This is a genomic window from Sphingobacterium humi, assembly GCF_009768885.1.
In the GTDB taxonomy this organism is placed as follows: Bacteria; Bacteroidota; Bacteroidia; order Sphingobacteriales; family Sphingobacteriaceae; genus Sphingobacterium; species Sphingobacterium humi.
This window is the reverse complement of record NZ_WSQA01000001.1, coordinates 43,764-58,318: the sequence shown is the minus strand read 5'-3', so window position 1 is coordinate 58,318 and position 14,555 is coordinate 43,764. Positions and strand designations below refer to the sequence as shown.

Genomic DNA, 14,555 nt, shown 5'->3' with positions numbered 1-14,555 from the left:
GTTTAATTGATGAAGGCCTCGCAGTGATGCGGGGCCTTTCATATATTATGTTGTTTTATTTCTTTCCTAGGTATAGACCACCTTACTGCCTTTAACTTGATCTTTTTCTATCGTAATGGCACTAGGGATACGTTCTTTCAACTCTTCCACATGGGAGATGATGCCGACAACGCGGTTCTCCTGATGTAAGTATTGTAAGGTGTCGAATACCGTATTGATGCTCTCGGCATCTTGTGTTCCGAAGCCTTCGTCGATGAAGAAGAAGTTGCGGTCGGCTTTATTCAGCGATTGTATATTCTCTGCCAAGGCTAGGGCCAAGCATAACGATGCTTGAAAAGATTGACCGCCGGAAAGGGTTTTGACCGAGCGCCGGTAGCCGTCATTTAAGTAGTCGATGACTTCAAACTCATTGTTCTCGTTGACTGACAAACTAAGCTGATTCCGCGTTAATCGATGGAACCGCACATTGGCCATTTCGCACATTTGCCTTAAATGGATACTCGATATGTAATTGACAAAACCATTTCCCTTGAAGAGGTTTTCCATGGTTTTTAGGTTGCTCGCCCGATTGTTCAGAACTTCATATTCTTCCAATAGCTTTTCCTTCTTCCCAAACTCTACTCGGATAAACGACAGTTCTTTTTCCAAGGCACCGGTAAGTGCCAATTGCAATTCCAATTCTTCCTTTTTCAAAGCAAATAAATCGCTACTGGTCTGTAGGTCCTCCTCGGAGAAGGATTTATTGGCTAAATATTCACTTAGGGATTGGATCTGAGTTTCCAAGACTTCCATGCGCACATAGAATTGCTGGATCTCCTGCCGTATGCGCTCCACCGGCATGGGGCGCTGAATAATCTGTTGCACTTCAATAATATCATTGAAGTTGAATTCCTTTAATAGCTTGGCCAATTGCTCCTGCCGACTCTTAATCTGTTGATTATAGATGCTTAGCTGGTCTTTGGCATGGGTATATTGCCCCACCACTTCGGCAAGGCGTGTCTTGTAGCTGTTTATTTTTTGGGTAAGCTGTAAATAGGTGCTTTCTAAATAAACGATGCGGTTTTCAAGATTTAGCTTTTCTTTGCGCACTTCCTCCAGGCTATTGTCTTTAAACTCTTCCAGATTCACTTGCTGCAAATTGTTTTTGCTTTGTAGGCTTAAGCCTTGAACAACGGCTATTTCATTCCGAATGCTATCCAACTCCTTTTCAAAGCGTGCAATATTTTCCTGCGCGCGCTGTAATTCAGCCCGCTGCTGCTTCAGTTGTGTTTCCAGATCCAGCGTTTGCTGTTCGTTTAGCTTGAGCTTTTGCTTCTGTGCTTCAAAGGCATCGCTGTCGTCCATGGAAAAGTCAGTCCACTGGAAGGATCCCTGATGTTGCTTCAAGCTGGCTTGACAAGCTTCTAAATCTTGTTGTGCTTGTTGCTGAACAGCTTTTTTAGTCTGTATACTGTAGCTAGCTTTGCTGAGTTTTTCTTTTTGTTCCAGAAACTTACGTTTGTTTGCCTCCAGTTCTAGTTTAAGCTTTTCATTGGCTTGAATTTCTTCTTGGATATGGGCAATAACCATCGGTTCGGGATGGTCTAAAGCACCACATAGGGGGCAAGCTTCGCCAGCTTGTAGGGCATTGGCAAAGGCACCAAGCTTAACCTGCACCTGTAGGTGCGTCTCTTGCTCGCGCTGTTTTAAGGCTTGCTGCTCGATTAAGGAGAGCTCGTGGCCTATCATCTGCTCCCAATTGGTTTCAAGGTATCCTAGGCTGCTAAACAACCCTTGTTCAGCAAGGAGTTGTTCTTCGAGGAGCTTGCCTTGCTTTTGGAGCTGTTGTTCTTGCTGCTGTATATGTTCTTTACGCTGATACCATTTCTCCATCTCGATAAGTTGGCTGGTATCTATTTTCTCGGCTTTCAGCTGTTCGAGTTCCTTCTCCAGGTCTTGAACCTTCCCTTGGATGGCTGTTTCCGTCGACTTGGTTTTAAGGACAATAGGGGCGCCTTTGGTTAGGCGATGTTGTAATTCTATTTCCTTCTGCTCGTTTTCCTTGATCTGTAATAGCAGTTTAAAGTCTTCCGCTTTTGCACGGAGGCTATTTATGGCGAGGTAATCCTTCTGAATGGCTAGGATCTCCTTTTCTAAGAGGTCTATTTCCTGTGATTGCTTTTCTTTGACTGCTTGGTAGTTTTCAATTTTATGGATCAGGGTTTCCCGATCTGCATTTAGGGATTGTATTTGATTCAAAGGCTCCCGAAACGCTTGCGATGTGCGTTCATAGCGATTTAGCTCGGTTTCCTGTTGTTGGATCTTTTGTTTGCTTTGCGACAGCTCTCCATGTTGCAATTTCTTCTGTTGCAGCTCTAGCTGTTTATCCTTTAACTCTTGCAAGGATTGCACCTTCTCCAATAAGGTCTGATAGGTTTCCTTTGTTTGGGAAAGGTTTAGTTTGGCTTCTTCAACTTCCTCTTTTTTAAGCTGTAATGCTTCTGTGGATATGCTTTCAAATCCTGATAAGGCTCCTTTTAGATGTTCTAGTTTCCGATTGTTCTGGAATTGCAAGGTGCTTACTTTGGGGCCTAGATCGAACTTGTTTAAATAGAAGATTTCCTTCATCATTTCCGAACGTTCCTTGCCTCGGAGTTCCAAGAACTCTTTAAACTGTCCTTGGGGGATGATGATGGTGCGCCTAAAGTTGGCGTAGGAAAGGTTCGTGCATAGGGAGCCATCGGCTGATTCCAGCGGCACCCAGTTATCGTCTTTCCACTCATAGGCGCTGCGTTCAATACCGGTGGTGTCTTCGAAGTTCTTGCGACGGCGCCATTGGGCTACAAATCGGAACTTGCGCTGCTCAAAGGATAGAAACTCAAAAACAATCAGGGTTTGATTGGATTTGAGGTTCATCATGTTGTAGGCACGCTTGTCGGTCTTGTTGAGGCGTTCTGTATCGCCGTACAAGGCTAGGCTTATGGCCTCCAAAATGGAGGACTTCCCGGAGCCTACCGCGCCAAAGATGCCAAATAAACCAGACTCGGTAAGTCGGCTAAAATCTATTTCTTGTTTTTCTTGATAGGAGTAAAGCCCCTCGATACTTAAATATAATGGCAGCATGCTTAATCTTCTTTTTCTAAGGAACTTGTGTTTATTTCGTTAAAGAGTTGCATCAGCTCTTCATTGGGCTCTTGACCATATTTAGACTTGAAGAAGTCTTTAAACAAATCGTCCATGTCCTGCTCTAGATTGATGGACTTTGCAGATCCTCCCTCTTGCAGTTGCTTGCTGACAACAGGGATGATATGGATGATGCCTTCATGGCTCTCGTGTATGCGCTTAAGGTCGATAGCCGACAGGTAAGCTTCGCTTTCTAGGGTAAGCTCCACTAGGGTATCTGGGTTTTCGCGTAGCCATAAGATAGCTTGATCGATGTCGTTGAAACGCTTACGATGAAGTTCTTTGCCCTTTTTTAGGGGGACATTCCGATACTGGGCGACTTTATTGGGTTCTAAATCTACAATGACCACCTGTTTTTGCTGGCCGGCTTCCGAAAAGGAATAACATAGAGGACTGCTTGGGTAGATGACAGGCGCATGGCTATGGCCGATTTCATAATGCTTATGCAAATGGCCTAAGGCCGTGTATTGAATCTGGGAAGGTATGCTGTCAGAATACACCAGGTCGGCATAGCCTAATCGCAAGGGTTTCTCACCCTCAGGCTCCTCTAATACTTCTGCACCTCGCTTAAGCATGTATAAATGGCTGGTCAATACATTCACCCCGTAGCCATCACAGTATTGCATGGCCAATTCTGACCAGCTCTGCTTTAAACTATCGTGCAATTGGGCGCCCTTATCTTCGAAGCCTAAGAACTGCTTTAAGCGTATCTCGTTGGCGAATGGAGTCGCAAGGATACGTATTGGGTAATAATATTTTGGGAGCTTTATTTCAATAAAGCCTTTAGCTGATTTTAGGATCTCAAAGCCTTGTTCTACCTTCAGTAAAGCGGTTTCCTGATTGGGGTAGCCAAAGAAGAGGATGCCACATTCCCGAGCCAAAGGGTCTGGGGAGTCAATACGATCCGGGGAGTCGTGATTTCCTGCAATAGCAATAACCGGACGGGTACCGTTTTTGGATAAGCGCTTCAAGGTTTTGTACAGTAGTTCTGTAGCCTCAACCGGCGGATTAAACGTGTCGAAAAGATCGCCGGCAACAATAACCACATCCACTTCTTCCTGGTCGGCAATACTGCAAATCTCTGCTAAGACGTCTTTTTGTTCTTCTAATCTGGGGTAGAAATCCAGTCTTTTCCCTAAATGCCAATCTGCTGTGTGTAATATGCGCATCTAAAAAGTAATTTGTAAAGGTGATGGCTAAAAATAATGAATTTTTAGGAGGCTACTCGTTAATAAATGTGAAAGAATTGCCGGGAGAGGCAAGGAGAGGTGTTATTTGCTATCGGAATGCCCTAAGGGCTTTTCAGGGTTTACCTGATTGCGAACCAGTTGTTTGAGTTCTTTAATCTCGGGGAATCTGCCATCCCGCTTGCGGTCAAATAGGGGCAGGTCGTCAATGTAGATTGTGTAACGGCCTGAGACTTCGCTAGGCTGCAGCGTAACGGCATATAAGTCCTCAGAAAAGGTGGTCAGTAGCTCCTGCGCCATATAGGCAGCTCGAAGCAACCAACCACATTTTGGACAATATTCTATACGAACCGTTGGTTTCATTGGTTCTTTCTAACTTATTGTTTTACAATTGTAAACGGTTCTTCTTTGCCATTGTGACAGGTGTTGCAGGAGATGTTCTTTACAACGCCTTCGTATTCATGTTTAAAATGTTTTTTATTGATCTTATTGGTCATTTTAATCATTTCACGCGCTATGTTTTTGTTAGGATTAGCATCTGAAGCAAAGTCTAATCCTTTCTCGCCATTTGGCTTAGGCGCATGACAATGGTTGCACTTAACACCTAGGGCCATGTTAAAGGATTTCATGGTTTTGTCCAGGTCTTCGTGTGAAATATTCTTAGGTAGAACTTTTAGGTTTGTGGGGCTATCTTCCTGATATGCTTTGTTAAAAGCACTCATTCCAATGACTAAGGTTATAAGGGTACACAGGGTGATCAGCTTGTTGTTCATAGTTTTATATTTTGGTCTATCTAAGATACAAAAAAATGCTGTATTGTAATATTAGTGTCATGGAAAATTATAAGATATTGATTTACAGTGCTGTGATTTTAGCTTATTTGTCAACTTTCTCTAAAAGTCTTATTTTCGAAACTGGTTTTTAAAGGCTGCTAACTGGCTTTATTTAAAAATATACCTATGAAAAGAAAGATTTCCTTATCCCTATATTCGTTAGTTACCTTGATGTTCCTATTGTTTAGTTTCTCGGCGTCTGCACAGTTGAAGGCCTACCATGAAAAGGCCGGATATTCTTATTGGGTTCGCATGCCGGATGGTGTAAAGAAAAAGGAAAAAGTTCCGGTTATTATTTTTCTTCATGGTAGAAGCTTATCGGGTCACGATTTGAACCGGGTAAAACGCTATGGGGTGTTGCGTGCCATAGAACGTGGGAAAGACCTCGATGCTATCATTATTGCGCCACAAACTTCCAATGGTTGGGATCCGGATAAGGTAATGGAAGTATTGGATAAGGTAGAGCAGGATTATCCTGTTGATACAGAGCGTGTGTATGTGTGTGGGATGAGTATGGGTGGCTATGGTACCATGGATGTCGCAGGCAAGTATCCTAGCCGTATAGCAGCTGCAGTCGCCATCTGTGGAGGCGGAACCTTGGACTATGCTTGCAACCTAACCCAAGTGCCGCTTTGGATACAACATGGCAGTGCCGATAGAGCCGTTCCGGCCTCCGAGTCTAAAAAGATCTTTAACGCGATAAAACGTTGCGATAAGGATGCGGATGCAACCTTAACCATTATTCCAGGGGGTACCCATGGAAGTGTGGAACGCTTATTTCATGAAGAAAAGATATATGACTTCATGTTTAAGCATGTAAAAGAATCGTAGGCTTTCTGTTTACAGGTTAGCCATTGTCCCGCTGAAGAATGCAATGAGAAAGCCCACTACCATTAAGATATAGATGCCTATAAGCACAAATATCAGGATACCGATAAAGCGGTAGTGCTTTTTTAAGTAATTAAAGGCATTCTCTAAATATAGGGAGTCCTTAATATCGATGGCAACTTTTAAATTATTCCCAAATTTATATAGGCACCAGATCGGATAGATGTAAATTAAGGTGATCAAAAATGAGGGGATGGTCATGAAGATGGCAGTAAACTGCGGCATGCCTTTTCCATATTTAGCATCGGATAGGGATCCCATCGAAATACCTGCAAGAACCAGGAATATTAATCCTAGACCAATACACACCAATCCAAGGATACCCAAGAGTCTGGCCCATTTTGCTATTTCTCGTAAGTATTCTATCGTTAAAGGTTGAAGTATTAAAAAGTTGTTTTCTGATTGTGGAGATTGACCAGGGGATTGGTTTTCGGAGTCTTGATAAGGGTTGTCCATAATGTAGTTTTTAGTGATTAATACGTATTGAACTTAAAGATAAGTTATTTATCTTTTGTTGCAAAACCTCCTTTTTTCTGCATTAGTTTCTTGAATGAAACCTAATAAACCGCTATAAAATGTTAAAATTTTAAGGCTTCCCATGGGCTTGGCTTATTTTTTGTAATTTAATCCTAAATAAACCGGGAGAATTATGATTAAAGGATGGATGATTGCCTTAATCTTGATTGGGACTTCAAAGCTATATGCGCAGAAGCTTAATCTGGATGTGGTACGAAGTGATTTTAATAAAGGTGTGAAAGATGAGGTGCTCTGTAAAAAGCATTTAGATGCTTTGGAAGCTGAGGCGAATACCCCCGTTGAAAGAGGATATGAAGCCGCCTTTCATATGTTTATGGCCAAACATACCAGTAATCCTTTTAAGAAGATGAGCTATTTCAAAACGGGGAGAAATATGCTGGAAAAGGAGATCAAGGGGAGTCCGAATAATGTGGAACTAAGGTTTATTCGGCTTTGTATTCAGTATTATATTCCGAAGTATCTAGGCTATCACCATGAAGTGGAGCAAGACAAGGAATATGTGATGAATAACCTTTATAAAATGCAGGATAAAACAACAAAGGATAAAATTTATAAATATTTAAAGGGAGCTAATATGTATAATGCTTCCGAACTTGCGTTATTAGCTAGATAGATTAATTGTATATATGAAGAGGACAGGCGTTTTATTTTTATTGTGGATTGGATTAGCGGTGCAGGCCGTGCAAGGGCAGATTAAGCAGCAGCTTAACCCTATCAAAGTGTTGGAAGTGACCGATCGGTTATGGGTAACTGTGGTGCCAAGCGATCAGAATGAGTTACAGATTGAGGGCGAGTTAGCCGATAAGGTAGAGGCGGTATTCAGTGATGAAACCTTACGCCTTAAAATGAAAGGCGGTTATATTATGCAGGGAAATCAAGCTTCCGTTATTGTATATACGCCTACGCTTGCTAAAATTATTGCTCGTAAAGGAGCGGAAGTTAATGTTGAGCAAGAAACATTAGTCAATGGCCATATGTACTTCTCGGCAAATGAAGGCGCCAAGATTAGAGCAAAGGTCGAAGCAGATCAAGTGGAAGTAGCTTCGACAACAGGCGGCGTCATCGACTTATTAGGCAGCTGTAAAGAACTCACGGTGAATAATACTGCCGGAGGTTCTTTCTTTGGAAAAGATTTGCAAGCTGGCCGTGCCGTTGTGAGAACCAATGCCGGTGGGAAATGCGAGATCTATGCAACCGACTTGGCTGATGTGCAAACAAGGGCAGGAGGTACCATCGATGTTTATGGTGATCCGAAGCATCGTCGGGATAAACGCATTGCCGGGGGAAGGATTACTTTTCATCAGGGCAATCAAACCTTATAATAGTGAAGACCTTACAAGCATTTGGGCGATCGATTTTTGGTCGCCCTTTCTTTTTACCTTAAGATCATGAAATTGTTAAATTTCCTCCTGCAAAATCAATATTGAAATTGTAACTTTGCGGCATGTCAGAAAAAATAATCATTCTCGATTTTGGATCTCAATATACCCAATTGATCGCACGTCGCGTTAGGGAGTTAAATGTTTATTGTGAAATCCACCCATACAACAATTTGCCTGCCTTTGATGAGAGCGTAAAAGGCGTCATCTTTTCCGGAAGCCCGTATTCAGTACGTCAGGAAGATGCTCCGCAAATCGACTTCAAGGCTATTCAAGCGAAATTCCCATTGTTGGGCGTTTGTTATGGTGCGCAGTATATTGCCCAGCAATCCGGTGGTGAGGTTCTTCCTTCAACCATCCGCGAGTATGGCCGTGCCAACCTGCAATTTGTAGATCACGAGAATGACTTATTAAAAGGTATCCCGGTACAATCCCAAGTATGGATGTCGCACGGCGATACTATTAAAGAAATTCCATCGAACTTTAAACTGATCTCCAGCACCGATAAAGTAAAGGTAGCAGCTTATCAAATCGAAGGAACAAAAACTTACGGTATTCAATTCCACCCGGAAGTAACGCACAGTACCGATGGCCAAGTATTATTGAAAAACTTTGTAATCGATATCTGTGGTTGTCATCAAGACTGGACACCGGATGCTTTCGTAGAAACGACAGTAAACGAATTGAAAGCGCAATTAGGATCCGACCATGTGATTATGGCTTTATCAGGAGGGGTAGATTCTACAGTAGCTGCGGTGTTATTACACCATGCCATTGGTAAGAATTTGCACTGCTTCTTTGTAGACCACGGGTTACTTCGTAAAGATGAATACGACCAAGTATTGGAGTCTTACAAAAACATGGGCTTAAATATTAAAGGTGTCAATGCGAAAGAATTATTCTACTCGCGTTTAGCCGGTGTATCGGAGCCAGAACAAAAACGTAAAATCATTGGTGCTTCCTTTATCGATGTTTTCGATGAGGCAGCAAAACAAATACAGAGCGAACTTCCTGAGGGTGCGGAAGCGAAGTGGTTAGGACAAGGAACCATCTACCCAGATATTATCGAATCCATTTCGGTAAAAGGTCCTTCGGCGACCATCAAGTCTCACCACAACGTAGGGGGATTGCCAGATTACATGAAACTCAAAGTAATCGAGCCTTTAAAAACTTTATTTAAAGACGAAGTACGTCGTGTAGGAAAAACCTTAGAAGTGGATCCTGCGATCCTTGGAAGACATCCTTTCCCGGGTCCTGGATTAGCAATTCGTATTTTAGGCGACATTACGGAAGAAAAGGTACGGATTTTGCAAGAAGCTGATGACATATACATCCGCAACTTGAAAGAGGCAGGATGGTATGATAAGGTTTGGCAAGCAGGAACCATCTTTTTGCCGGTTCAATCTGTAGGCGTAATGGGCGATGAGCGTACTTATGAACACGTAGTTGCTTTACGTGCGGTAGGTTCTTTAGACGGAATGACGGCAGATTGGATTCATTTACCTTATGACTTGCTAGCTAAAATTTCAAATGAAATTATCAATCATGTTAAAGGAATCAATAGAGTCGTGTATGATATCAGTTCAAAACCACCAGCAACCATTGAGTGGGAATAAACAAAAGCAAAATTATTCAAGAAATACTATCCTTGCGGCAGCAGTAACCATTCTGCTGTCCGTAAGTTCCTGTACCCCGAAAGTAGGTGTGCTACGCTCGCCAGACGTTTATGGCGGTGCTGTAGGTAGCGACAAGGGGAAAGAGGAAAAGAAGGACGATAAGAAAGCCGAGGATGCCAAGAAAGCCGATAAGGCTGGGAACAGCATTGCCTTGTTGCTTCCTTTTCAGCTGAATCAAGTGGCTGTCAATTCCTTGAACGAGGAAGACGTAAAGCGCTCTGCCTTGGCCCTTGATTTTTACCAGGGTTTTCAATTAGGGATGAATGAAGCCAGCAAGAAAGCTGGTGAGTTTTCATTAAAGGTGATGGACTCTCAGGATAACGAGATGCGCAATGTGACCTTGGCCGCTTCCAAAGATGTAGAAGAAGCCAGCCTGATTGTCGGACCTATCTATCCGAAAGAAATACGTTCCTTCGGGAAAAGCCATACCAACAAGAATGTGCTTCAGGTCAATCCGCTTGCTGCGGCTATGCCTACGGAGTTTAACCAAAGCAATTTAGTGTCTATTACGCCACCTATCCGCATTCATATGCGCGCTATCGCAACAGATATTGCCGCAAAGTATAAGGCAGGAGATGTGGTTGTCGTATTTGATGCCCGCGATAATGACCACCGTCAATTTATTAGCGGTATTGATGAGGAGTTAAAGAAAATAAACCCGGCCATCCGTATTGCCCATGTTGCCTCTATTAGCCAATTGGGGGAATCCCTACCAGATTTGGAAACTTCTTTTGTGGTATGTGGTACTACCGAGAAAAATCAATTACGTAGTTTAGTAACCGCATTAGATGCAAAAGTTCGCGATGGTTTTGCGATTAAGCTGTATGGCCATCCACTTTGGGACCGCTTCGATTTCTCGCCTTATTCCAACTTTTACCGCATGGATCCAACCATTTCCGCGGAAAGCCATTTAAAGGTATGGAGCTCAGAGGTTCAGAATTTCCAACGTAACTATAAAACACAATTTAAGGTAGACCCTTCTGATTATGCCTATAAAGGCTATGATGCAGGTCGCTACTTTACCACGATCCTCAATAAGTATGGTACTGCTTATGCTGATAAATTACAGAATGAGACCTATAACGGAATCTTCAGTAATTATCAATTCCGCTACAACCCACAATGGGGCTATGTAAATGAAGGGGTAAGCATCAAAACCTACAGAAACGGATCTTTTCAATAATATCATCTTGGAATATAATCCTAAACGCGTTCATCAACAGATTCGCAATTTCGAACGCTGCTTGGAAGACTATCGCTTTCACGAGCCCTTTGCTCGCTTTTTAACGCAGTTTTACAAAAACAACAAGCAAATGGGGTCTTCCGACCGACGGATGAACTCCCGGTATTGTTATCATGTTTTTCGTTTAGGACGAGCCTTCCAGGATTTACCGCTACAAGAGCGCCTCGTTATTGCCGAGTTCCTCTGCGAAACCGAGAGTGCCGTAGTGCATGAGTTGCGACCGGAATGGGTCGAACAGCAAAAGCCAGCCTTAAGCCAGCGTATCGCCTTTATTGAAAGCCTATACCCCGGCTTTCTCAATCAGGTATTTCCATGGCATGCGCATCTATCAGACGCTATTGATAAGGAAGCTTTTATCCAATCGCATTTTGTGCAACCCCATCTGTTTATCCGGATACAAGCGGGCAAAGAGGAGCAAGTTAAGAAAGAATTGAGCAAGCAAGACATCAGCTTCGAAGCCTTAAGTCCGCAGACTTTGGTCTTAGCAAATGGTGTTAACTTGCAAGCCTTGAAGAAGATTCAAGGGCTATATGAAGTACAAGACTGGGCCTCGCAACAAAGCTTGCAAGCCGTTGAAGCCAAGCCAAATGAGACCTGGTGGGATTGTTGTGCAGCATCCGGTGGCAAAACCTTGATGTTGCTCGATCGCTTCCCGACGATTAATGTCTTGGTATCCGATATCCGATTGAGTATCCTTCGCAATTTGGAAGAGCGTTTTGAAATGGCCGGCATCAAAAGACCCTTTCGCAAGAAAGTCTTAGACCTTAGCCAGCCTGTTGCTCATATCATGCAAAACGAACGCTTTGACGGCCTTATTATCGATGCACCCTGTTCTGGTTCCGGAACCTGGGGAAGAACGCCGGAGATGCTGTCTAAATTCCAGGAAACAGAAATCCAGAAATATACCCAGCTGCAAAAGCAGATCGTTAAAAATGCGGTGCCATATTTAAAGCCAGGGAAGGAACTGATCTATATTACCTGTTCGGTATTTCAGGAAGAGAATGAAGAGGTCGTTGCGTATATCAGTAATGAACTTAACCTTCAACTGGAAAGCATGACACCTATTTTAGGCTATCATCATCAAGCCGACTCCATGTTCACGGCTAAGTTCATTAAAATTTAATCGCAGTTTAGGGGAATCACCAAGACAGGCACTGTTGCCTTGCGGATAATTGCTTCCGATACACTTCCGGATAGGAAATGGTCGAAGCCCGTGCGGCCATTGGTGCCCACAATAATCAAGTCGGCGGTCCATTCCTTGGCTACCTGTAAAATTTCATCCCTTACATCTCCAATCCGATTGAAGGTAAAGGTTTCACTGGCGGCTTGAAATTCCACGGCCAATTCATTTAAGAATTTATCGGCAGCTTGTTGTTGAATTTCCGAAACCTCCGGAACGATGATCGGCTGTTGTCCTAATAAAGGGTCAACACCGTAGCTGGTCGGGGAGGTGGGTGGCACCACGGTCACCAAGGCTAATGCCGGTTTAAGGTCGGCCACAATCCCTTTGGCGTAGTTGATCGCTCTTTCTGAACATGGCGATTCATCAACGGCCAGTAATATTCTGTTAAATTTTGTTGCGCTCATAATAATCCGATTTACCTTATCTAATATATTAAAAACTACCCACTCCCTGATATTGTTTTCCGAAATAATTAGACAACAAAAAAGGCAGCCTGTTTTCAAGCTGCCTTTTATCGTTCCTTCTTAGTTTCTTATACGTTGAAACGGAAGTGCATAATGTCGCCGTCTTCCACCAAGTAGGTTTTACCTTCCACACTTAGTTTTCCAGCGTCTTTTACGGCCGCTTCCGAACCGTATTGCACGAAGTCGTTATATTTTATCACCTCAGCACGGATAAATCCTTTCTCGAAGTCGGTATGGATTACACCTGCTGCTTGTGGTGCTGTATAGCCTTTTTCAATCGTCCATGCGCGCACTTCTTGCACACCTGCGGTAAAGTAGGTCGCCAAATCCAATAAAGAATAGGCTGCACGAATTAGTTTATAAACGCCAGACTCTTCCAAGCCTAAATCATCCAAGAACATTTTGCGCTCTTCGTAATCTTCTAATTGTGCAATCTCTGACTCAATCTGCGCCGAGATCACCAACACTTCCGCATTTTCATCCTTCACTGCCTCCTTTACGCGGTCTACATACGCATTGCCTGTATTTACAGATGCTTCATCCACATTACAAACATAAAGCACGGGCTTCACGGTAAGTAAGGTTAAATCTTCAATAAACTCCGCATCTTCCTCAGAAATAGGTGCGGTACGTGCAGATTTGCCCGACTCTAAGTGTTCTTTTACCACAGATAGGACTTCAAAGGTACGTTTGGCATCTTTATCACCACCCGTTTTTGCCATCTTCTCCACTTTTTGAATACGCTTAACCACCGTATCCAAGTCTTTTAATTGCAATTCTGTATCGATAATTTCTTTATCGCGGATTGGATCTACAGAACCATCCACATGCACCACATTGCCATCGTCAAAGCAACGTAGCACGTGAATAATAGCATTGGTGGTACGGATATTTCCTAAAAACTGGTTGCCTAAGCCTTCTCCTTTGGAAGCACCTTTTACCAAACCTGCGATATCCACAATCTCGATCGTATTGGGAACAATACGTTGCGGATTCACTAATTCCGCTAATTTGTTCAATCGCTCATCTGGAACCGTAATTACTCCAACGTTCGGTTCAATAGTACAGAAAGGAAAGTTTGCAGCTTGCGCCTTTGCATTCGATAAACAGTTAAATAGGGTTGACTTGCCTACGTTCGGTAGACCAACGATACCACATTGTAATGCCATATTGCTTTTTCTTAAAAATTGACGCAAAGATAATAAAAAGGAAAGGATTTTTAAGGACATGCCTTGAGGAATTCGCGCTTCCTGTTTTTCGTCAAATATTAATTTTAGATGACATAAAAATGAATTTTAAATGATTAAGAATGAAGGCTGTAGCGATGGATTTACAAATTTTAACATTTACACATTAATCTTTCGGCAAAGCTTTTGTGTCATACCATCAAAATTAAGTGAAATTATTGTACCCTTATATTGGAGGTTAATATGAAAAAGTTATTCTACATGGTTGTCTTTCTAAGTGCTTTCGCATTCGTAAAGCCAGCCACTGCACAAGTAAATGTAAGTATTAATATTGGTTCACAACCTCTTTGGGGACCTGGTGGCTACGACTATGCCCGCTATTATTACATGCCTGAAATGGATGTGTATTATGATGTATCCAACAGATATTACACCTATTACCATGGCGGTTCATGGGTAACTCATCGCTCGTTACCAAGTCGTTACAGACATTACGACTTGCACCGTACCTACAAGGTCGTGATTAACGAGGGTAGACCATGGAGACATCACCGCTCACACCGCGACCGTTATCATGGCTATTCACGCAACTATAACCAAGTCTCTATCCGCGACTATGGCAGAGGTCATAAACACCATGGTAAAAGCTATAAAAAAGCACATAAGAAATACTATAAAGCAGAAAAGCGACACGCAAAATATCATAAAGAAAGAAGCCGGAATTATAGAAACGTAAGAGGAATGTGGGACTAAGAAAATGAAGGCCAAAAAGGGGAGCTTATTGCAAGCTCCCCTTTTTATTAACTTTATAAATCA

At 42.7% G+C, this 14,555-nt stretch carries 14 protein-coding genes; 7 read left to right on the top strand and 7 right to left on the bottom strand.

Annotation, left to right across the window (positions count from 1 at the left end; all coding sequences use genetic code 11):
• Window positions 1–66: 66 nt before the first annotated feature.
• The 4 genes from GQF63_RS00250 to GQF63_RS00235 all read right to left on the bottom strand — a co-directional run bounded on the left by GQF63_RS00250 (window position 67) and on the right by GQF63_RS00235 (window position 5,122).
• Window positions 67–3,102: an AAA family ATPase gene (locus GQF63_RS00250; protein ID WP_160367098.1), complete on the bottom strand. Its 3,036-nt coding sequence runs from the start codon at window positions 3,100–3,102 to the stop codon at window positions 67–69.
• Between the two features lie 2 nt (window positions 3,103–3,104).
• The gene (locus GQF63_RS00245) at window positions 3,105–4,331 is read right to left on the bottom strand and encodes a metallophosphoesterase family protein (protein ID WP_160367097.1); all 1,227 of its coding nucleotides are present in this window, start codon (window positions 4,329–4,331) and stop codon (window positions 3,105–3,107) included.
• A gap of 102 nt (window positions 4,332–4,433) precedes the next feature.
• Entirely contained in the window at window positions 4,434–4,712 is a 279-nt protein-coding gene (locus GQF63_RS00240) for an Rdx family protein (RefSeq protein WP_160367096.1), read from the bottom strand.
• A gap of 14 nt (window positions 4,713–4,726) precedes the next feature.
• On the bottom strand, window positions 4,727–5,122 hold the full coding sequence (locus GQF63_RS00235) for a c-type cytochrome (protein WP_160367095.1): 396 nt from the start codon (window positions 5,120–5,122) through the stop codon (window positions 4,727–4,729).
• Between the two features lie 186 nt (window positions 5,123–5,308).
• Here GQF63_RS00235 and GQF63_RS00230 point away from each other — a divergent pair, with 186 nt between their 5' ends.
• Entirely contained in the window at window positions 5,309–6,013 is a 705-nt protein-coding gene (locus GQF63_RS00230; RefSeq protein ID WP_160367094.1) for a carboxylesterase family protein, read from the top strand.
• Between the two features lie 9 nt (window positions 6,014–6,022).
• On the opposite strand, the gene GQF63_RS00225 is transcribed toward GQF63_RS00230, so the two are convergent.
• Window positions 6,023–6,526, bottom strand: coding sequence for a hypothetical protein (locus GQF63_RS00225; protein ID WP_160367093.1), 504 nt, complete (start codon window positions 6,524–6,526; stop codon window positions 6,023–6,025).
• 193 nt (window positions 6,527–6,719) lie between these two features.
• Between GQF63_RS00225 and GQF63_RS00220 the strand changes: the two genes are divergently transcribed.
• From GQF63_RS00220 to GQF63_RS00200, 5 genes are all read left to right on the top strand, one after another.
• Entirely contained in the window at window positions 6,720–7,220 is a 501-nt protein-coding gene (locus tag GQF63_RS00220) for a hypothetical protein (RefSeq protein WP_160367092.1), read from the top strand.
• Window positions 7,221–7,233: 13 nt separating this feature from the next.
• On the top strand, window positions 7,234–7,929 hold the full coding sequence (locus GQF63_RS00215; RefSeq protein ID WP_160367091.1) for a head GIN domain-containing protein: 696 nt from the start codon (window positions 7,234–7,236) through the stop codon (window positions 7,927–7,929).
• A gap of 122 nt (window positions 7,930–8,051) precedes the next feature.
• Complete coding sequence (gene guaA / locus GQF63_RS00210) at window positions 8,052–9,602, top strand: glutamine-hydrolyzing GMP synthase (protein WP_160367090.1); 1,551 nt, start codon at window positions 8,052–8,054, stop codon at window positions 9,600–9,602.
• Window positions 9,559–10,845 (top strand): ABC transporter substrate-binding protein, encoded by a 1,287-nt coding sequence (locus GQF63_RS00205; RefSeq protein ID WP_160367089.1) that lies wholly within the window; start codon window positions 9,559–9,561, stop codon window positions 10,843–10,845. The genes guaA and GQF63_RS00205 overlap by 44 nt, the downstream gene beginning before the upstream one ends.
• Before the next feature lie 7 nt (window positions 10,846–10,852).
• Complete coding sequence (locus tag GQF63_RS00200; RefSeq protein ID WP_160367088.1) at window positions 10,853–12,028, top strand: RsmB/NOP family class I SAM-dependent RNA methyltransferase; 1,176 nt, start codon at window positions 10,853–10,855, stop codon at window positions 12,026–12,028.
• Here the strand turns inward: GQF63_RS00200 and GQF63_RS00195 are convergent.
• Complete coding sequence (locus tag GQF63_RS00195; RefSeq protein ID WP_160367087.1) at window positions 12,025–12,492, bottom strand: universal stress protein; 468 nt, start codon at window positions 12,490–12,492, stop codon at window positions 12,025–12,027. The genes GQF63_RS00200 and GQF63_RS00195 overlap by 4 nt on opposite strands.
• Before the next feature lie 128 nt (window positions 12,493–12,620).
• Window positions 12,621–13,721, bottom strand: a complete 1,101-nt coding sequence (gene ychF / locus GQF63_RS00190; RefSeq protein WP_160367086.1) for a redox-regulated ATPase YchF — start codon at window positions 13,719–13,721, stop codon at window positions 12,621–12,623.
• A gap of 279 nt (window positions 13,722–14,000) precedes the next feature.
• Between ychF and GQF63_RS00185 the strand changes: the two genes are divergently transcribed.
• On the top strand, window positions 14,001–14,492 hold the full coding sequence (locus GQF63_RS00185; protein WP_160367085.1) for a hypothetical protein: 492 nt from the start codon (window positions 14,001–14,003) through the stop codon (window positions 14,490–14,492).
• Window positions 14,493–14,555 lie beyond the last annotated feature (63 nt).